This window comes from Streptomyces rubrogriseus (assembly GCF_027947575.1).
GTDB classification, from domain to species: domain Bacteria; phylum Actinomycetota; class Actinomycetes; order Streptomycetales; family Streptomycetaceae; genus Streptomyces; species Streptomyces rubrogriseus.
In genome coordinates this window covers 7,108,630-7,127,845 of sequence record NZ_CP116256.1, presented here as the reverse complement: position 1 = coordinate 7,127,845, position 19,216 = coordinate 7,108,630, and the positions used below count along the sequence as shown (strand labels likewise).

Genomic DNA, 19,216 nt, shown 5'->3' with positions numbered 1-19,216 from the left:
GTTAGCCTGTCGCGACGCACTCACATTCGGATGGGGGACGGTCGTAACGCATGGCCAGGGAATTTCAACGCGGCCACAAGGCCAGGATCAGTGACCTCACCTCGGGCACGGATCTGTACGTAGGTGTGCAGATCTCCGGCCCCGGGCTGAGCTTCGACATCAGCTGCTTCGGTCTCGACGCCGACGAGCGGTTGTCGGACGACCGGTACTTCGTGTTCTTCAACCAACCGAAGACCCCCGAGGAGTCCATCCAGCTCCTGGGTGCGCAGGCGGGTGACACCGAGTCCTTCCGGGTCACCCTCGACCGGATCCCGCAGCAGATCCAGAAGCTCTCCTTCACCGCGACGATCGACGGCGCGGGACAGATGTCGCAGGTGGGGCCCGGATACATCCGGATCGTCGCGGGTGGCGAGGAGGTGGCCCGGTACCCGTTCAGCGGTTCGGAGTTCTCCACCGAGCGCGCCGTGATGCTGGGCGACTTCTACCTGAAGGACGTGTGGCGCTTCGCCGCCGTCGGGCAGGGATTCGACGGCGGTCTCGACGCGCTGCTGAGGAACTTCGGCGGCGAGGTGGCCGAGGACGAGGCTCCCGCACCGCAGCAGGCCCCGCAGCCGCAGGCCGGTGCCGCCCCGGGCTTCGCCCCGCCCGCCCAGGCCGCGGCGCCAGCCGGCCTCGGCGCGCCCGCCGCCCCCGCTCCCGCGGCCCCCGCCCCGGCTCCCGTGCCGCAGCCCGCACCGCAGGGCTTCGCCCCGCCGCCAGCCGCCCCGCCGCCACCCGCGCCCGCTCCGGCGCCCGGGCCGGACGTGCACGCCGCGCAGACCATCGTCGCGCCCATGAACACGCCGCCCGGCGGCGCCCCGGTGCCGCCCCCGCCCCGGCGCCCGCGCCGTACGGCCAGCCGGGCCAGCAGCCGCTCTACGGCCAGGTCCCCGGCCAGACCGCCCCGCCGCCCCCGGCTACGGTCAGCCGCAAGCCCCCAGGCCCCGGCCCCGCCGCCCGGCTACGGCCAGCCGACCGCCCCTCCCGGTTACGGGCAGCAGCCCGGCCCGCCCGCGGGCTACGGCCAGCCGGCGCCCCCGCCCGGGTACGGGCAGCAGCCTCCCCAGGGCATGCCCCAGGCCGCGCCGCAGGGCGCCGGTGTGACCGCCGCGCTCCAGCAGTTCCGGGAGACCCCGACCGGCCAGCGCTGGACCCAGCAGAACAAGAAGCTGGTCCGCGTCGACCTCGGCGCGGAAGGCCAGCCCGTCCTCGCCCGCCAGGGCAGCATGGTGCTCTACCAGGGCAAGGTCGACTTCAGCTACAAGGGCGCCGGATTCGCCGGCCGGGTCGTGGGCAACGCCACCGGCCAGGAGATGCAGCTGATGCGCTGCACCGGCAAGGGACAGGTGTTCCTCGCGGAGAACTCCGCGATGCTGCACCCCATCGAGCTCCAGGGCGACGCCGTCTGCGTCTCCGCGGAGAACGTCCTGGCCTTCGACGAGAGCCTCCAGTACGAGGTTCGCCGCATCGAGGGCCACGGCATCCCGGGCGGCGCGCTGTTCACGATGCAGTTCCAGGGCACCGGCACGATCGTCGTCAAGACGCGCGGCGTGCCCGTGGTGCTGCCGGTGACGCCCACGACCTTCGCCGACTGCAACGCCGTGGTCGCCTGGTCCGCCGCCGCCCAGGTGGTCGTCTCCAGCCAGGTGCGGATGCGCCGCAACTCCTACGCGGGCGACACGGGCGAAAGCGTCAACCTGCAGTTCCGGGCCGCGCCCGGCAGCTTCGTCGTCGTCCAGCCGTACGAGATCTGAGGGAGAGCCCGACATGAACCAGCCGCTCGCGGGCTACGCTCCCGCTCCTGCCGGCGCCCGCATGGAGAACCACGGCAACCACATGCTGAAGGTCGCCATGCAGACCGGAAACGACCTCCTCGCGCGCGTGGGCTCGATGACCGCCTACGAGGGCTTCGTCCAGTACGAGCCGAACCCGCCGGCCGTCCGCCAGATCGCCAAGGACTGGATGACCGGCGAGGGCGCGCCCCTGATGAAGTGCTCCGGCGACGGGCTGCTCTACCTCGCCGACTACGGTGCCAACGTCGTCGTGATCAACCTCAACGGCGACGGGATCTCCGTCAACGCCACCAACCTGCTCGCCTTCGACGCCCACCTCACGTGGGGCGTGGAGCGCGTCAAGGGCCTGGCGAAATTCGCCGGGCAGGGCCTGTGGAATACGAAGATCTCCGGGCAGGGCTGGGTCGCGCTCACCTCCCGGGGCAAGCCGATCGTGGTCGACTGCGGCGGCGGCGAGGACGAGACCTACGTCGACCCGGACGCGCTCGTGGCCTGGTCCCCGAACCTCAAGGTGAAGGGCAAGCGCAGCTTCAAGGCGCAGTCGCTGATCGGCCGCGGCAGCGGCGAGGCCTTCCAGATGGCCTTCTCCGGTCAGGGCATCGTCGTCGTCCAGCCCAGCGAGGACAGCACCGACCGCCTCCGGGTCCGGGGCTGAGGGGGAGCCAGAACATCATGCAGAGCCCGATTTTCGCCTACAACGACCAGCAGACCCAGGAAGCCTGGAGCCTGCAGAACAAGCACATGCTCCGTGTCGCCCTGACGGGCCACGACGACGTGCTCGCCCGCAAGGGCACGATGGTCGCCTACCAGGGGCTCGTCGAGTTCGACGCCGAGTACCAGAGCAACAGCCAGTCGCGCTCGCGTGCGCACACCGGTGAGGGCCTGGACCTGATGCGCTGCCACGGGCAGGGCACGGTCTACTTCTCCAACCTCGCCCAGTGCGTCCACGTGGTGGACGTCGACCAGGACGGCCTCACCGTCGACAGCAGCTACGTGCTCGCGATGGACTCGAACCTGCACCACGAGGTCATCGCGGTGGACAGCCTCTACGGCATCTCCGGCTCGGGGAAGTACCAGCTCAACATCACGGGCCGCGGGAAGGTCGCCCTGATGACCTCGGGCTCGCCGCTGTTCATGCAGGTGACACCCGACAAGTACGTCAACTGCGACGCCGACGCGATCGTGGCCTGGTCCACCGGTCTGCGCGTGCAGATGCAGGCCCAGACGCACTCCTCCGGGGTGTGGCGGCGCCGCGGGAACACCGGCGAGGGCTGGGAGCTGAGCTTCATGGGCAGCGGCTTCGCGCTGGTCCAGCCCAGCGAGCTGCTGCCGCCGCAGAACGCCCAGGTCGGGCAGGGTCTCGCCGCGCAGTACGGCATGGGGCAGCACGGCGCCCGCGGTCAGAACCAGGGCAACGTCTGGAGCTGAGCCGCCCGGCCGCCACTGTCCGGTAAGGGGTGATCGCCTTGGCGGTCACCCCTTACCGGTCACAGGCGGGCGCGGGTCGCCTCCAGCAGGCGTACGACCGAGTCGTCGGCCACGTCCGCGACCTCGGCGTAGGGGAACCAGCGCAGGTCGAGCGACTCGTCGCTGATCGCCTCCACGGCACCCGGCGGAGCCACGGCCGCGTACTGGACGTCCAGGTGCCAGGCGCAGGGCGTGTGGTGCCGGTCCAACCGCACGGGGCCGCCGGCCAGCAGGGCCAGTCCGGCGATGCCCGACTCCTCCGTGCCCTCGCGCAGGGCCGCCCGGGCCAGCGTCTCGTCCACCGGTTCGCAGTGACCGCCCATCTGCAGCCACATGCGCATCTTCTTGTGCAGGGTGAGCAGGACCCGCTCGCGCGACGGATCGATCACCAAGGCGCTCGCCGTGACGTGTCCGTCCGCGCACGCCTTCCACATCCCGTCCGGGTGCGTCGCGAGATGGTCCAGGTAGACCTGTCGCAGCTCGTCCTGGCCCTCGTACGCCTTCAGGACCAGGACCGCGTCGTCGTGGAGGCTCACTCGCCGTCGTCGCCCTTGGGCTTGTCCCGGTCGTCGGACCGGTTCTCGCCCCGGTCGCCGTCGTCCTTCTTCTTCAGGTCGGGCTTGCCCGCCGCCTCGCCGAGCATCTTGTCCAGCTCGGAGAAGTCGAGCTGCTCACGGTGCACGAAGCCGTCCGGGTCGTCCAGGTCGGTCGCGGTCGGCAGCATGTCCGGGTGGGCCCACAGCCCGTCCCGGCCGTCGACACCGTGCGCGTCCGTCAGGGACGCCCACAGGCGGGAGGCGTCGCGCAGCCGGCGCGGGCGCAGCTCGAGACCGATCAGCGTCGCGAACGTCTGCTCGGCGGGACCGCCCGAGGCGCGACGGCGGCGCAGCGTCTCGCGCAGCGCGTCGGCGGAGGACAGGCGCGGCTTCGCGGCGGTGTGCACCACCGCGTCCACCCAGCCCTCGACGAGCGCGAGAGCGGTCTCCAGCCGGGCCAGGGCCGCCTTCTGCTCCGGCGTGTCCTCCGGCTGGAACATGCCCTGCTGGAGAGCCTCCTGCAGCTGCTCGGGGTTCTGCGGGTCGAACTGGCCGACCACGTCCTCCAGCTTGGCCGTGTCGACCTTGATCCCACGGGCGTAGCCGTCGACGGCACCGAACAGGTGCGAGCGCAGCCACGGCACGTGCGCGAAGAGGCGCTGGTGGGCGGCCTCGCGCAGCGCCAGGTACAGCCGCACCTCCTCCTGGGGCACGCCGAGGTCCTTGCCGAACGACTCGATGTTCGCCGGCAGCAGCGCGGCCTTGCCCGCCGGGCCGAGCGGCAGACCCACGTCGGTCGAGCCGACGACCTCACCGGCGAGCACGCCGACGGCCTGCCCGATCTGCGTACCGAACATGGCGCCGCCCATGGACCGCATCATGCCGATCAGCGGGCCGGCCATGGCCTGCATCTCCTCCGGCAGCACGTCGCCCATGGCGTTGCCGACGCGCTCGGCGACCGGGTCGACCAGCTCGCGCCAGGCGGGCAGGGTCGCCTCGACCCACTCCGCGCGGCTCCAGGCCACGGCGGTACCCGCGCCGGACGGCAGGGCCGTCGCGTCGTCCAGCCACAGGTCGGCCAGGCGCACCGCCTCCTGGACGGCATTGCGCTCGGCGGGACCGACGCTGGCGTCCTTGCGGCCGTCCGGCGTGCCCTGGGAGACCGTCTGGCGGGCGATCTGCTTGGCCATGTCCCAGTTCACCGGGCCGCCCTCGTAGGAGAGCATCTGGCCCAGCTGCTGGAACGCGGCGCCCAGGTCGTTGGGGTTCATGGAACCGAACATGGCAGCGAACGGGTTGTCCGCGCCGGGGCCGCCCAGGCCTCCGGCTCCGGACATCCCGAAACCGAACGGGTTGGCCGGTCCCTGACCACCGCCGCTCTGCTGGTCCTTCTTCTTGCCCTCGTCGCCGTCGTCCGGCTCCTCCGGCGGAAGGCCGAATCCGAATGGGGTGTCACTCACGGGGTTCCTCGGCTGGTAGGGCCGCCGGTTCTTTCCGGCGGCACGGCTGCCCGACTTCACCACCCAGCGTAGACACCCGAAGCCGATCGGGCCTCGGTGCTTCGCCGACTGACGGCCTGCGGCAGGATGGATGCCACCTGGTACGCACGCGTCGCTCGCGCTCGTACTGAAGACAACCTCTGGAGACGCCCGGTGAGTTCCCCAGATCCGCAGGTTCGCGCAGCGCGAAACCAGTCAACCAGTTCCGCCCGCCCCGGCGCGCGCGGACCCGTCGTCGCGGTCACCGGTGCCGCGTCCGGGGTGGGGGCGCTACTCACCGCGCGGCTCGCCGCGTCCGACGAGGTCAGACAGGTCGTGGCCATCGACGAGCGGCGCGGCGGGTGCGAGGCGGCCGAGTGGCAGATCCTGGACGTACGGGACCCGGCCATCGCCGAGAAACTGCGTGGTGCGGACGTCGTGGTGCACCTGGCGCTCGACCTCGACCTGGAGACCGACGCGGCCGCCCGGACGGCTTACAACGTCCGGGGGACGCAGACCGTCCTGACCGCCGCCGCGGCGGCCGGCGTGCACCGGGTGGTGCTGTGCACCTCCGCGATGGTCTACGGCGCGCTCCCGGACAACGAGCTGCCGCTGTCCGAGGACGCCGAGCTGCGCGCCACGGCCGAGGCCACGGGCGTCGGAGACCTGCTGGAGATCGAGCGGCTCGCCCGGCGCGCACCCCGGGCCCACCCCGGCCTGAACGTCACCGTGGTGCGGCCCGCCGTCCTGGTCGGAGGCATGGACACCGCGCTGACCAGGTATTTCGAGTCGCCCCGGCTGCTGGTCGTGGCCGGATCGCGACCCGCCTGGCAGTTCTGCCACGTCGACGACCTGTGCAGTGCCCTGGAGTACGCCGTCCTGGAGAAGGCCGACGGAGAGCTGGCCGTCGGGTGCGACGGCTGGCTGGAGCAGGAGGAGGTCGAGGAGCTCAGCGGCATCCGGCGGATGGAGCTGCCCTCCGCCGTCGCGCTCGGCGCGGCGGCCCGGCTGCACCGGATCGGCCTGACGCCCTCCCCGGCCGGGGACCTGGCGTACACGATGTACCCCTGGGTCGTCAGCGGCAGCCGCCTGCACGATGCCGGATGGCGTCCGAAGCACACCAACGAGGAGGTCCTGGCGGAGCTGCTCGAGGAGGTCTCGGGCCGGCACACGGTCGCAGGCCGCCGTCTCGGGCGCAAGGACGCGACGGCGGCGGGCGCCGCGGGCGCGACGGTGGCGCTGCTGGGCGCGGCCGCGGTGGTGCGTCGCGCGCGCAAGGCTCGGCGCCGCATCTGAGGACGATCCCGGAGTGGCGGCTGCCTCTGTAGGAGGCTCCAACGCGGCACGCGCGCGTGCGGGGCGATCACGCTATTCCGCGTCGTCGGCGCCGTGGGGCACGATGGGCGTATGGCAACCACGAACGACCACCCCGGTGAACGGGCCGCAGCGGACCCCGTGAAGCTGATCGGCATCCGTGAGACGCCCCTGTCCGTGGACGAGGTCTTCCGCGCGGTCGGGGACGACGCGTCGGGCGGCACCGCGCTGTTCGTGGGGACCGTGCGCAACCACGACGGCGGCACCGACGTCGACCGGCTCGGGTACTCGTGCCACCCGAGCGCCGAGGCGGAGATGCGCCGGATCGCGGAGAAGGTCGTCGCGGAGTACCCCGTACGGGCGCTCGCGGCACTGCACCGTGTGGGTGACCTGGAGGTCGGGGACCTCGCGGTGGTCGTCGCCGTGTCCTGTCCGCACCGGGGCGAGGCCTTCGACGCCTGCCGCAAGTTGATCGACGACCTCAAGCACGAGGTGCCCATCTGGAAGCACCAGACGTTCTCCGACGGAACCGAGGAATGGGTGGGCGCGTAGCGCTTCCACCGGGGCACACCTCCGGTTGCGTAACCCGCCCCCCGGCGTGAGCGTTGTCACTGCGAATGGTTAATCTGCTGATCAGTCAGTCGCGGACACTCATGGGGTTGGGAGGTCGGCATGGGAGCGCTCGCCTGGTTGCTGATTCCGCTGGTGGCCGCTGTCGGTGCGGGCCTGTGGGGAAGCTGGGCCAACCGGACCCGCAAGGCCCGGAGCGACGGCCCCGAGCTGGACGGGTACGCCCGGTTCCGTGAGGCCATGGAGAAGCCCCGCACGGGTGCCTGACGGCCGCCCGACGGTGGTCCGGCGACGGCCCGCCCTGACGGTGTTCCGACAGCCGCGTCCCGTACTGTCGTGCCATGCCACGCCGCACCGCGACGATGCTCGCCTCCACCCTGATGCTGATCGCGCTCCTGTGCGCGGGTGTTTTCATCCCCGTGCCGTACTCGGAGATGTCGCCCGGGCCGACGGTGAACACCCTCGGGGACCACGACGGCGAGCCGGTGCTCCAGATCTCCGGTCACAAGACCTACGAGGCGAGCGGTCATCTGAACATGACCACCGTCCGGGTCACCAGCGCCGAGTACCGGATGAACCTCGTGGAGGCCGTCTACGGCTGGCTGGCACACGACAACAGCGTGGTTCCGCACGAGACCCTCTACCCGGACGGCAAGACCGAGGAAGAGGCCACCCAGGAGAACGCCGAGGAGTTCAGCCAGTCCCAGGAGAGCGCGAAGGTCGCCGCCCTGAAGGCGCTCGACATCTCGGTGAAGTCCTGGGTGGTCGTCTCCGCCGTCGTCAAGGACTCCCCGTCGCAGGGCCGGCTGCACGCCGGCGACGTGATCAAGGCCGTGGACGGCACCACCGTCAAGAAGCCCGCGGACGTCGCCGAGCTGGTGACCAAGCACGAACCGGGACAGGACACCGTCTTCACGATCGTGCCCGCCAAGGAGCAGGCCGCCGCGGAGAAGGAGGGCCGGACGGCGACGAAGACCCAGAAGATCACCATCAGGACCGAGACCTCCCAGGACGCGGGCGCGAAGCGCGCCGTCGTCGGGATCTCCGCCGGAACCGACCACACGTTCCCGTTCGAGATCGACATCAAGCTGGCCGACGTCGGCGGCCCGAGCGCCGGTCTGATGTTCGCCCTCGGCATCTACGACAAGCTCACCCCCGGCGACCTCACCGGCGGCAAGTTCGTCGCCGGCACCGGGACGATCGACGACAACGGCAAGGTCGGCCCGATCGGCGGCATCGGCATGAAGACCATCGGCGCGCACGACAAGGGCGCCCAGTACTTCCTGACGCCCGCGGACAACTGCGCGGCGGCCGCCGAGGACACCCCCGACGGGCTCACCCTCGTGAAGGTCGACACCATCGACGACGCCCTCGGCGCGCTCAAGGACATCCGTTCCGGAAAGACCGCCGACCTGCCGAAGTGCACGCAGGGGTAGCCCCCGCGCAGCCGTCCCGCGTCCGGCGGGACTACTCCTCGAAGGTCGCCGTCAGCGCCGCGGCCAGACCCGGCACCAGGTCGGACCCCGTCAGGACCTCCGTGGCCGCGTCCTTCTCCCGCAGCCGCAGCGCGGAGTCACGGCTGCCGTCGCGCAGGACCGCGACCGTCATGCGGACCTCCTGACGGTCCGGGTGCTCCGCCACCCACTGCGCGAGCTTCTTCTCGTTCAGGCCCGAAGGCACCTGGGCCTCGGCCGAGGGCGGCAGCATCAGGCGCTCCACGGCGAGCGCGCAGCCGACCACGGCGTCGGGCCAGGCGATGGTGCCCAGGAACTCGTCGAGCGCCTGGTCCGTTGGAACTTCGTCCTGCTCGATCGGGGTGAGGCCGGAGGACTCCGGCTCCTCCTGCAGACCGAGCCGGTCCGCGAGTGAGGGCTGGTCGGCCCGCAGCCGTGCGGTGTCGACAAGTGCAAAGAGGCGTGCGGGCTGGTCCCAGCCGAGGCCGGAGACGTACTCGTCGATCTCGAGCACGGCCCGGGTGAGGGGGCTCGCTGCCATGGGGGTGTTGGACATGGTCACAATCCTGCCTCGTTCATGGCCGGAATCGGGAACCGAGTAAACGATGAGTAAGTTGCATAAGTGTGGGCCCGCGATCACGGGGGCGCACGGGGGGCCCGCGAACCCGAGGGCCTGACGGATCAACAGCGAACTTCGAGGTGCGCACCTTGGCTTTCCAGATGCCGGACCGCGGCGGAGGCCCCCCGACGGGGCCGCGGATCAGAGTGGGCCGCCCGTCCCGGCGTGTCCGAACCCTGCTGCTGACACTTGGTGTCCTCGCCGTGCTCGCCATGGCGTTCACCATGTTCGCGGGATTCTGGACGGACTGGCTCTGGTACAGGTCGGTCCACTACTCGTCGGTGTTCACGACGACCCTGTGGACCAAGATCGGTCTCTTCTTCGTCTTCGGCCTGCTGATGGCGCTCGCCGTCGGGTTCAACATCTGGTTGGCCCACCGCCTGCGCCCGCCGCTGAGCGCCATGTCGATGGAGCAGCAGAACCTCGACCGGTACCGGATGGGCATCGCCCCGTACAAGAAGTGGCTGCTGCTCGGCATCACCGCCCTGGTCGGCCTGATCGCCGGCGCCTCGGCGTCCGGCCAGTGGCGGACCTGGCTGATGTGGGTCAACGGCGTGCCCTTCGGGCAGAAGGACCCCCAGTTCAAGCTGGACGTCTCCTTCTACGCCTTCGATCTGCCCTGGTACCGGTTCCTGCTCGGCTTCGGCTTCGCCGCCGTGATCATCTCCGTGATCGCCGCCGCGCTGACCCACTACCTGTACGGCGGGCTCCGCGTCACCAGCCCGGGCGCGCGCGCCACGGCGGCGGCCACCGGGCACCTCTCGGTGCTCATCGGAGTCTTCGTCGCCCTCAAGGCGGTCGCCTACTGGTTGGACCGGTACGGTCTCGCGGTGAAGTCCAGCGACTTCAAGGCCACCGACAACTGGACGGGCCTCAGGTACGTCGACGCCAACGCCTACCTGCCGGCCAAGACGATCCTGTTCTGCATCGCGGTCATCTGCGCCCTGCTGTTCTTCGCCACCCTGTGGCGGCGCACCTGGCAGCTGCCCGTGATCGGCTTCGGCCTGATGGTGCTCTCCGCGATCCTCATCGGCGGCCTGTACCCGGCGCTGGTCCAGAAGTTCCAGGTCCAGCCGAACGAGCAGGCCAAGGAAGCGCCGTACGTCGAGAAGAACCTCGCGGCAACGCGTGACGCCTACGGCATCGAGGGCACCCAGGTGTCCGAGTATCCGGGCAAGAGCGAGACCAAGGACAAGACCAAGCTCCGTGACGACGTGGACGCCGCCGCGTCCATCCGCATCATGGACCCGAACGTCATCTCGCCGACGTTCCAGCAGCTCCAGCAGATGCGTAACTACTACGCTTTCCCGACCAACCTGGACGTCGACCGGTACGTCAAGGACGGCAAGGACCAGGACACGGTCATCGGCCTGCGCGAGCTGAACCTGGCGGGCATCCCGAAGAAGAACTGGATCAACAACCACTTCCGCTACACCCACGGCTACGGCGTGGTCGCGGCGAAGGGCACCCAGGTCGACTCCGAGGGACGTCCGGTCTTCACCGAGTCCAACCTGCCGTCCGAGGGCGACCTCGGAAAGTACGAGCAGCGGATCTACTACGGCGAGAAGACCACCACCTACTCGATCGTCGGCGGTCCCCAGAAGGAGATCGACTACTCCGACGACACCGGGGAGAAGACCTTCAGCTACAAGGGCGACGGCGGCGTCGACCTGTCCAACCCGATCAACCGGGCGGCGTACGCGGCCGCGTTCAGCGAGCCGCAGATCCTCTACTCCGGCGCGATCGGCGACGGTTCGCGGATCCTCTACAACCGCACACCGAAGGAACGCGTCGAGGCGGTCGCCCCCTGGCTGACCATCGACGGCGACGCCTATCCGGCGGTGGTGGACGGCCGTATCCAGTGGATCGTCGACGCGTACACGACGACGAACGGCTATCCGTACGCCTCCCGTACGACGCTCGGCGACACCACGGCCGACTCGCTCACCGCCAACAACAACTCGCGCGCGGTGGTGGCCCAGCAGAACCAGGTCAACTACATCCGCAACTCCGTGAAGGCGACCGTCGACGCGTACAGCGGCGACGTGAAGCTCTACGAGTGGGACACCCAGGATCCGGTCCTGAAGACCTGGAAGAAGGCGTTCCCGGGCACGGTGAAGGACAAGGGCGAGATCTCCAAGGAGCTGATGGCGCACCTGCGCTATCCGCAGGACCTGTTCAAGGTCCAGCGCGAGCTGCTCACGCGCTACCACGTGAAGGACGCCAACACGTTCCTGAGCGGCAGCGAGGTCTGGCAGGTCCCGGACGACCCGACCAACAAGTCGGGCGACGCGGTACCGCCGTACTACCTGAGCATGAAGATGCCCGACCAGAAGTCCCAGGCGTTCTCGCTGACGACGACGTTCACACCCAACGGGCGTGACAACCTCAGCGCGTTCATGGCGGTCGACGCCGAGGCGGGCACCAGCGACTACGGCAAGATCAGAATTCTGAAACTGCCGACGAGCACGACCGTCGACGGGCCCAAACAGGTACAGAGCCAGTTCAACTCCGAACAGGATATCGCCGAGTCCATCAGGCTGCTGAGAGGCGGCGACTCGGAGGTGGAGTACGGCAACCTGCTGACGGTGCCGCTGGACGGCGGGCTGCTGTACGTCGAGCCCGTCTACGTCCGCGGCGGCGACCTCAAGTACCCGTTGCTCCGCAAGGTCCTGGTGAGCTACGGGGGCAACACCGCCTTCGAGAACACGCTCGACGCGGCCCTCAACAAGGTCTTCGGAGCGCAGGCCGCCGAGACCGAGCAGCCACCGGACGAGGGCGACGACACGACCGAGCCGCCGCCGACGTCCACCAACCCCACGGTCCGGGAAGCGCTGAGCGACGCGCAGAAGGCCTTCGACGCGGGGCAGAAGGCCCTGGAGCAGAAGGACCTGGCCGCGTACGCCGAGGCGCAGAAGGACCTCGAGGAGGCACTCCAGCGGGCCGAGGACGCACAGGCCAAGGCCGACCAGAGCGCCGGCGGCAAGAACGGCGACGACAAGAACGCGGGTGACAAGAACAGCGGGGACAAGGCCGGAGACGACAAGGCCAGTCCGGACGCGACACCGACCGGTGATGCCGGGGGAGGATCGGACACCGGCTGACCGAGAGCCTCGTCGGGCGTCCGCGCCGGGCGTTCGAGCTGGTCAAAGCCCATCCCGCGCCGTGCTAGGGTTGTGAACACAACGGCGCGGGGTGGAGCAGCTCGGTAGCTCGCTGGGCTCATAACCCAGAGGTCGCAGGTTCAAATCCTGTCCCCGCTACTGAAGTCGTGAGCTGTGTGCGAGCGACCACGAAGGCCCGGATTCCCACAAGGAATCCGGGCCTTCGTGATGTGCGAACGCATGTACCGGAGAACGCGACGGCCGCGCCGCCAAGGGGAGTTGGGCAGATCTGTGTTTGACTTGTCTCCCTGTGGGCATGTCGACAAAACGCTGAAGTGACCTCACTGACTGCGGTATACCGGATGTACCGAGGTTGCGGGTGGTGCGACGATGAACGTTATGGGGGACATGGCAAATCTGTTCGGGACAGGGCGTTTTGCGCAGCCGTCCGGTCAGCTTTCCGGTCAGGAGGAGGCCACGGACGAGGCTCAGGAAGCCGCCGACGAGGCCGCCGAGGAAGTGCGCCTGCGGCTCGCCGTCGACTGTGGTGACGTCGAGGCGATGAGCGTGCTCGGCGCGATGCTGCTGCGCCGTGGCGACTTCGACGGAGCCGAGTCGCACCTGCGTGCCGCCACCGCGGCAGGCGACCGGGCCGCCGCCAACAACCTGGGCGTCCTGCTGCACCAGCGCGGGTACGCCGACGAGGCCGCCGGCTGGTGGCGTATCGCCGCCGTCGCCGGATCCGCCGCCGCCGCGCACGCGCTCGGCCGGCACTTCCGCGAACGCGGGGACGAGCCCGCCGCCGAGTACTGGCTGTGCCAGTCCGCGGAACAGGGGCACGTGCTGGGCGCCTACGCGCTCGCCGACCTGCTGGAGCACCGCGGCGACGACACCGGGTCCGAGCGGTGGATGCGGGCCGCGGCCGAACGCGGGCACCGGGAAGCGGCGTACCGGCTGGCGCGGACGCTGGACCGGCGGGCCGGGCAGGACGGCGACGACAAGGCCGCCGCACGCGCGGCCGACGAGGCCGAGCAGTGGTACCGGCAGGCCGCCGCGCGCGGTCACCGGCGCGGCGCGCTGCACCTGGGGACGATCCTGGAGAGGCGCGGCGAGCTCAAGGAGGCGGGCCGCTGGTACCTCACGTCCGCCAAGGACGGCGAGGCCCGCGCCGCCTGCGCGCTCGGCTTCCTGCTGCGGGACGCCGGGGACACCGAGAGCGCCGCCGTGTGGTGGCTGCGTGCCGCCCAGGACGGCGACGGCAACGCCGCCAACGCCCTGGGCGCGCTGCACGCCGAGCGCGGCGAGACCCAGACCGCGGAGCGCTGGTACCGGGCCGCGATGGACGCGGGCGACGACAACGGGGCGTACAACCTCGGGCTGCTCTGCGCCGAGCAGGGGCGCACCACGCAGGCCGAGCAGTGGTACCGGAGGGCCGCCTACGCCGGGCACCGGGAGGCCTCCAACGCGCTGGCCATCCTGCTGCTGCGCGCCGGGGACGAGAGTGGCGCCGAGCCGTGGTTCTCCAAGGCCGCAGAGGCGGGCAGCGTCGACGCCGCCTTCAACCTCGGGATCCTGCACGCCGGGCGGAGCGAGGAGCGGGCGGCGCTGCGCTGGTACGAGCGGGCCGCCGCCGCCGGGCACACCGAGGCGGCGCTCCAGGTCGGGATGGCGCGGCTGCGCGGCGGGGACGAGCGCGAGGCGGAACGGTTCCTGCGCTGTGCGGCCGGGGGCGGCAGCGCGGAGGCCGCGTACCGGCTGGCGACGGTGCTGGACGCGCGTCGGCCGCCGGAGCCCGCGCACGAGCTGGGTGAGCCCGCGCAGGACAAGTCCGAGTGCGAGGAGTGGTACGAGCGGGCGGCCTCCCAGGGACACCGGCGCGCGCAGGTGCGGGTCGGGATGCTCGCCGCGGCGCGGGGCGACGTGGTGGAGGCCGCGCGGTGGTACCGCGAGGCGGCCGAGGCCGGGTCCCGCAACGGTGCGTTCAACCTAGGGCTGCTGCTGGCCCGCGAGGGGAGCGAGCCCGAGGCCGTCGTGTGGTGGCGCAGGGCTGCCGACGCCGGGCACGGGCGGGCGGCGCTGCGGCTGGCGCTGGTCTGTGCGCGGCGGGGAGAGCTGGCCGAGGGGCAGCGGTGGGCGGACCTGGCGGTGTCACTGGGGCCGCGGGAGGTGGGGGAGCGGGCGGCTCGGCTGCGGGACGCGTTGCGGCAGGAGCTGTCGGCGTGACGCCACGCTCTCGGCTTCGCTCGAGCGGGAGGTGAGGTGCCCCCACCGCCCACCCGTGCCGCCCTGGGGGTACCTCCCAGGTTGTTCAGGCACTGGGGGAGGCACGATCGCCCCGCAGATACGGTGGCAATGCACCTGGGGCCGGGATCCTTGCGGATCCCGGCCCCAGGCCTTCAGTAGCGGGGACAGGATTTGAACCTGCGACCTCTGGGTTATGAGCCCAGCGAGCTACCGAGCTGCTCCACCCCGCGTCGATGAATGGAACACTACGTCACGATGAAGACGTGAGGCAAATCCCCGCTCACGCCGCCGCGCAGTTCGGGCAGGTGCCGCGGTACGTCACCTCGACGTCCGACACCGTGAAGCCGAAGCGCTCCGAGTCGGGGAGGTCGGCCAGCGGGTTGCCGGTCGGGTGCACGTCGCGGATCGCGCCGCACCGCGCGCAGACCAGGTGGTGGTGCGGCCGGTGCGCGTTCGGGTCGTAGCGCTTGGCGCGCTTGTCCGTCGCGACCTCCAGCACCTCGCCGAGCGAGACCAGCTCGCCCAGGGTGTTGTAGACCGTCGCCCGGGAGATCTCGGGGAGCTTGTCCACGGCCCGGGAGTGCACCTCGTCGGCCGTCAGGTGGACGTGTTCGCCGTCGAGGACCTCGGCCACGACCCGCCGCTGAGCGGTCATGCGCCAGCCGCGCCCGCGCAGCCGTTCCAAAAGGTCACTCATACACATCAGCCTAACAGCAAGGGGGACCAGGTCCCGAATGGGTGTGACTTTGGAGTCCTGCTCGACTTAGACACTGTCCATTGTAGGAACCGGGGCGGCATTGGCCAAGAGGTACGGCTCGTGCGGGCCGGCGCCCTGTACCGGCCCGCACCTCGCTCGGGCCCGTCAGGCGGTCACCGCCGGGGCGTTGTGCGGGGAGCGCGCCGGTGCCCAGCGGCGGATGATGTCGCGCACCGAGACGATCCCGACGGGCTCGCCGCCGTCCAGGACGATGAGGTGGCGGAAGCCGCCGTGCGCCATCGCACCCGTCGCCTCCTCCACGGTCCAGGTCGGGGTGGCGAAGACGACGTCGGTGGTGGTGTGGCCGTGGGCGCGCTCGGTGTCCGGGTCCTGGCCCCGGCCGACGGAGACCAGGACGTCGCGTTCGGTGAGGATCCCGATGCCGCCGGCGTCGGGGTCGTACACCACGGCCGCGCCGACGCGGCGTGCGGACATCAGGGCGGCGGCCTGGCGGAGTGTGTGGGCGGGACCGATGGTGAGGACGACCGTGCTCATGACTTCGCGGACGAGCATGGGTGGAGGCACCTCCTGCCGGTGATCCATGAGTTAGTTCATGGATTCACAAGTTCACAAGTGAGGGAACTCTCAGAGTGGCAGGTAAAGCAGGGGTCAACAAGGGGGCGCGGAGGGCGAGTCGGCGGGCGCTCAGTAGCGCTGGTTGAGATACCCGAGCAGTTCGTCGTGGAGCCGGCCGTTCGACGCCGCCGCGTTGCCGCTGTGCGGGCCGGGGCGGCCGTCGAGGCCGGTGAAGGTGCCGCCGGCCTCCGTGACGATGATCGCGTTCGCGGCCATGTCCCAGAGGGAGAGCTCCGGTTCGGCGCAGATGTCCACCGAGCCCTCGGCGACCATCATGTACGGCCAGAAGTCGCCGTACGCGCGCGTGCGCCACACCTCGCGGGTCATGTCCAGGAAGCCGTCGAGGCGGCCCTGCTCCTCCCAGCCGCTCAGCGAGGAGTACGCGAAGGAGGCGTCGGAGAGCGTGGAGACCTGGGAGACGTGGATCCGGGAGGCGGAGGTCAGGCTGCGGCCGGTGAACGCGCCGTGGTCCTGCACCGCCCACCAGCGGCGGCCGAGGGCGGGCGCCGAGACGAGGCCGACGACCGGCTGGTAGCCGCCCTCCCTGGCCTCCATCAGGGCGATGAGGGTGGCCCACACGGGGACACCGCGTACGTAGTTCTTGGTGCCGTCGATCGGGTCGATGACCCAGCGCCGCGGGCCGGTGCCCGCCACGCCGAACTCCTCGCCGTGGACCGAGTCGCGGGGGCGGGCGCGGGAGAGGTGGCCGCGGATGAGTTCCTCGGCGGCCTTGTCCGCCTCGCTCACCGGGGTCATGTCCGGCTTCGTCTCGACCTTCAGATCGAGGGCCTTGAAGCGGTCCATCGTCGCGGCGTCGGCGGCGTCGGCGAGCACGTGGGCGAGGCGGAGGTCGTCGAGATAATCGGGCATGCCGTCACGCTATCTGTCGCGGGCGGGGCGGGGCCACCAGGGTTTTGACGGGCGTGGCGGGGCGGGAGAAGCGCTGCGGGGGCTCCGCCCCGCGGGTGCGAGGACCCTTGACAGTGCTCCCATACCCGTCAAATCTGGCAGCAAGTCGCTCGGCACGTCCGGCAGCGTTCGCTCGGTCCGAGGGAGGCGAGGGTGCCCGCAGCCCGGGAGTCCCTGCTCGACGCCGCGTACACGGCGCTGGCACGCCGGCCGTGGTCCGCCGTACGGATGGTGGACGTGGCGGCTTCCGCCGGAGTGTCCCGGCAGACCCTCTACAACGAGTTCGGCAGCAAGGAGGGGCTCGCCCGGGCACTCGTGAGGCGGGAGGCCGACGGCTATCTCGCCGGAGTGGAGCGCGCGCTCTCCGGGCCCAGCGACCCGCGTGAACGACTCACCGCCACCGCCGAGTGGATGATGTCGGCGGCCCACGACAACGTGCTGGTCCGGGCCATGCTCACGGGGTGCTGGAACGAGCGGCTGCCCGCACCGGCCCTGACGGCGGTGCCCTCCTCCTCCGCGGTGCCGGCCCAGCGACGGGCCGACGGTCCACTGCCCTCGCCCGGCGAATTCGTGGGCCTCGTCCGCGACCGTGCCGTGGCCGTCCTGGGCGGGGCCGGTCCGCTCCCGCCGCCGGACGCCGCCGAACTGGCCCGCTCCTGCGAACTGACCGTGCGCCTCGCCCTCTCCTGCGTCGCCGCGCCGCCCGCCGAGGGCGGGGTGGCGGACCTCGTACGCACCGCCCTGCCACGCCGCCTGACGGCATAGCGGCCGCCTGCGCAGGGGCGGGTGCAGGCGCAGGGGAGGAGCCCTAGTGCGCCGAGCCCGACAGTTGCAGACCGATCACGCCGATGATGACGAAGCTGATCGAGACGATCTTCAGGGTCGAGACCAGGTCGCCGAGGAAGATCATGCCGTAGATGGCGGTGCCCGCCGCGCCGATGCCGGTCCACACCGCGTACGCGGGGCCGACGTCGAGCTTCTTCAGAGACATCGTCAGCAGGCCGAAGCTGCCGAGCGCGAAGGCGCAGAAGGCGATGGTGGGCCAGAGCCGGGTGAAACCGTGCGACAGCTTCAGACAGACGGCGAAGCCGGTTTCGAGCACTCCGGCCACTATGACCAGCAGCCACGCCATGTCTTGTCCTCCCGTGGTCCCTACCGCGACCGCTGTGTCGATGCCGGTCAGTGGCCTCGTCCGACAACGACTTCGTCGGACCACGACCCCGTCCGACGACGACTCGTGCGACAACGACTTCGTCCGGCTTTGCTCAGGCTTGGTTCCGGCTTGGTGCGATTATGCACTTACCGGCTGCACGGCACGCCAAACAACGCGATGGTCAGTCGCCTTCCTTGCGTTCCCGCGTCGACAGCAGCCGGCGCAGCGAGTAGAGCCGGGCCGGGTCGGCGTGGCCCTCGGCGACCCAGGCGTCCAACGCGCAGTCGGGCTCGTCGTGGCTGCACGCCCGCGGACAGCCCTCGGTGCCGGGCACCAGGTCGGGGAAGGCGTTGATCACCCGGGACGGATCGATGTGCGCCAGCCCGAACGACCGTACGCCCGGGGTGTCGACGACCCAGCCGCCCTCCGCCGAGGACAGCGGGAGGGCGAGCGCCGAGGTCGTGGTGTGCCGGCCGCGGCCCGTCACCGCGTTGACGTGACCCGTCACCCGGCGGCGGTCCTCGGGCACCAGGGTGTTGACCAGGGTCGTCTTGCCGACGCCGGAGTGGCCGACGAAGGCCGTGATCTTCCCGTCCAGGTGCTCGCGCACCAGGTCGGCGGCGGCGCCGTTCTCCAGCTCCTCCCGGCTGGTGACGACGTACGGGATGTCCAACGCGCCGTACAGCTCCAGGAGTTCGTCCGGCGGCGCCAGGTCCGACTTGGTCATCACCAGCAGCGGGGTGAGGCCGCCGTCGAACGCCGCGACCAGGCAGCGGTCGATGAGGCGGGGGCGCGGCTCGGGGTCGGCGAGGGCGGTGACGATGGCGAGCTGGTCGGCGTTGGCGACGACGACCCGCTCGTAGGGGTCGTCGTCGTCGGCCGTGCGGCGCAGGACCGAGGTGCGCTCCTCGATGCGGACGATGCGCGCGAGCGTGTCCTTCTTGCCGGTGAGGTCGCCGACCAGGGCCACCCGGTCACCGACGATCGCCGCCTTGCGGCCCAGCTCGCGCGCCTTCATCGCCATGACGACCCGGTCGTCGACGAGGCAGGTCAGCCGGCCGCGGTCCACGGTGAGGACCAGGCCCTCGGCGGCGTCCTCGTGCTTGGGCCGGATGTGGGTGCGCGGTCGGTTGCCCTTGCGGTTGGGGCGGGAACGGATGTCGTCCTCGTCGGTGTGCTTGCCGTAGCGGCGCATGGCGATCC

At 70.9% G+C, this 19,216-nt stretch carries 18 protein-coding genes and 2 tRNA genes; 11 read left to right on the top strand and 9 right to left on the bottom strand.

The annotated features are described in order from the left end of the window. Positions 1–50 precede the first annotated feature (50 nt). From Sru02f_RS31945 to Sru02f_RS31935, 3 genes are read left to right on the top strand one after another with little or no spacing between them, the layout of a single operon-like run. Positions 51–1,793, top strand: coding sequence for a TerD family protein (locus Sru02f_RS31945; protein ID WP_373103631.1), 1,743 nt, complete (start codon positions 51–53; stop codon positions 1,791–1,793). A gap of 13 nt (positions 1,794–1,806) precedes the next feature. Beyond that, positions 1,807–2,487 carry an AIM24 family protein gene (locus Sru02f_RS31940; protein ID WP_003973780.1) on the top strand — a complete coding sequence of 227 codons (681 nt, stop codon included), beginning with the start codon at positions 1,807–1,809 and terminating at the stop codon, positions 2,485–2,487. Positions 2,488–2,504: 17 nt separating this feature from the next. After that, positions 2,505–3,260, top strand: a complete 756-nt coding sequence (locus Sru02f_RS31935) for an AIM24 family protein (protein ID WP_003973779.1) — start codon at positions 2,505–2,507, stop codon at positions 3,258–3,260. A gap of 59 nt (positions 3,261–3,319) precedes the next feature. Here Sru02f_RS31935 and Sru02f_RS31930 read toward each other — a convergent pair whose 3' ends face one another. Continuing rightward, positions 3,320–3,835 (bottom strand): NUDIX hydrolase, encoded by a 516-nt coding sequence (locus Sru02f_RS31930; protein WP_109033327.1) that lies wholly within the window; start codon positions 3,833–3,835, stop codon positions 3,320–3,322. Next, positions 3,832–5,295: a zinc-dependent metalloprotease gene (locus tag Sru02f_RS31925; protein ID WP_109033328.1), complete on the bottom strand. Its 1,464-nt coding sequence runs from the start codon at positions 5,293–5,295 to the stop codon at positions 3,832–3,834. The genes Sru02f_RS31930 and Sru02f_RS31925 overlap by 4 nt, the downstream gene beginning before the upstream one ends. Before the next feature lie 192 nt (positions 5,296–5,487). Between Sru02f_RS31925 and Sru02f_RS31920 the strand changes: the two genes are divergently transcribed. The 4 genes from Sru02f_RS31920 (at position 5,488) to Sru02f_RS31905 (ending at position 8,633) form a co-directional block, all read left to right on the top strand. Then, on the top strand, positions 5,488–6,609 hold the full coding sequence (locus tag Sru02f_RS31920) for an SDR family oxidoreductase (protein WP_030400681.1): 1,122 nt from the start codon (positions 5,488–5,490) through the stop codon (positions 6,607–6,609). 111 nt (positions 6,610–6,720) lie between these two features. Further along, positions 6,721–7,179, top strand: a complete 459-nt coding sequence (locus Sru02f_RS31915) for a molybdenum cofactor biosynthesis protein MoaE (protein WP_059300679.1) — start codon at positions 6,721–6,723, stop codon at positions 7,177–7,179. Between the two features lie 120 nt (positions 7,180–7,299). Then, positions 7,300–7,464: a hypothetical protein gene (locus Sru02f_RS31910; RefSeq protein WP_167469678.1), complete on the top strand. Its 165-nt coding sequence runs from the start codon at positions 7,300–7,302 to the stop codon at positions 7,462–7,464. A gap of 74 nt (positions 7,465–7,538) precedes the next feature. After that, on the top strand, positions 7,539–8,633 hold the full coding sequence (locus tag Sru02f_RS31905) for a YlbL family protein (protein ID WP_109033329.1): 1,095 nt from the start codon (positions 7,539–7,541) through the stop codon (positions 8,631–8,633). 31 nt (positions 8,634–8,664) lie between these two features. Here the strand turns inward: Sru02f_RS31905 and Sru02f_RS31900 are convergent, their stop codons facing one another. Then, the gene (locus tag Sru02f_RS31900) at positions 8,665–9,207 is read right to left on the bottom strand and encodes a PPA1309 family protein (RefSeq protein WP_164277730.1); all 543 of its coding nucleotides are present in this window, start codon (positions 9,205–9,207) and stop codon (positions 8,665–8,667) included. A gap of 164 nt (positions 9,208–9,371) precedes the next feature. On the opposite strand from Sru02f_RS31900, the gene Sru02f_RS31895 reads away from it, so the two are divergent. The 3 genes from Sru02f_RS31895 (at position 9,372) to Sru02f_RS31885 (ending at position 14,597) form a co-directional block, all read left to right on the top strand. Then, positions 9,372–12,374, top strand: a complete 3,003-nt coding sequence (locus Sru02f_RS31895) for a UPF0182 family protein (RefSeq protein ID WP_109033331.1) — start codon at positions 9,372–9,374, stop codon at positions 12,372–12,374. Positions 12,375–12,459: 85 nt separating this feature from the next. Beyond that, a tRNA-Met gene (locus Sru02f_RS31890) sits at positions 12,460–12,533 on the top strand. A 240-nt stretch (positions 12,534–12,773) separates the two neighbouring features. Next, positions 12,774–14,597: a tetratricopeptide repeat protein gene (locus tag Sru02f_RS31885; RefSeq protein WP_109033332.1), complete on the top strand. Its 1,824-nt coding sequence runs from the start codon at positions 12,774–12,776 to the stop codon at positions 14,595–14,597. A 177-nt stretch (positions 14,598–14,774) separates the two neighbouring features. Here the strand turns inward: Sru02f_RS31885 and Sru02f_RS31880 are convergent. The 4 genes from Sru02f_RS31880 to hisN form a co-directional block, all read right to left on the bottom strand. Further along, positions 14,775–14,848, bottom strand: a tRNA-Met gene (locus tag Sru02f_RS31880). Positions 14,849–14,898: 50 nt separating this feature from the next. Further along, positions 14,899–15,315, bottom strand: a complete 417-nt coding sequence (locus tag Sru02f_RS31875) for a Fur family transcriptional regulator (protein WP_003973766.1) — start codon at positions 15,313–15,315, stop codon at positions 14,899–14,901. 165 nt (positions 15,316–15,480) lie between these two features. Continuing rightward, a complete protein-coding gene (locus Sru02f_RS31870) occupies positions 15,481–15,888 on the bottom strand; it encodes a CBS domain-containing protein (protein ID WP_167469680.1) in 408 nt (135 codons plus the stop codon). A gap of 132 nt (positions 15,889–16,020) precedes the next feature. Then, positions 16,021–16,821, bottom strand: a complete 801-nt coding sequence (gene hisN / locus Sru02f_RS31865) for a histidinol-phosphatase (RefSeq protein WP_109033334.1) — start codon at positions 16,819–16,821, stop codon at positions 16,021–16,023. Positions 16,822–17,013: 192 nt separating this feature from the next. On the opposite strand from hisN, the gene Sru02f_RS31860 reads away from it, so the two are divergent. Then, complete coding sequence (locus tag Sru02f_RS31860; protein WP_109033335.1) at positions 17,014–17,625, top strand: TetR/AcrR family transcriptional regulator; 612 nt, start codon at positions 17,014–17,016, stop codon at positions 17,623–17,625. Between the two features lie 43 nt (positions 17,626–17,668). Here the strand turns inward: Sru02f_RS31860 and Sru02f_RS31855 are convergent, their stop codons facing one another. Both Sru02f_RS31855 and rsgA read right to left on the bottom strand, forming a co-directional pair. Next, entirely contained in the window at positions 17,669–17,992 is a 324-nt protein-coding gene (locus tag Sru02f_RS31855; RefSeq protein ID WP_003973762.1) for a DMT family transporter, read from the bottom strand. A 202-nt stretch (positions 17,993–18,194) separates the two neighbouring features. After that, on the bottom strand, positions 18,195–19,208 hold the full coding sequence (rsgA, locus tag Sru02f_RS31850) for a ribosome small subunit-dependent GTPase A (RefSeq protein ID WP_109033336.1): 1,014 nt from the start codon (positions 19,206–19,208) through the stop codon (positions 18,195–18,197). Between the last annotated feature and the right edge of the window lie 8 nt (positions 19,209–19,216).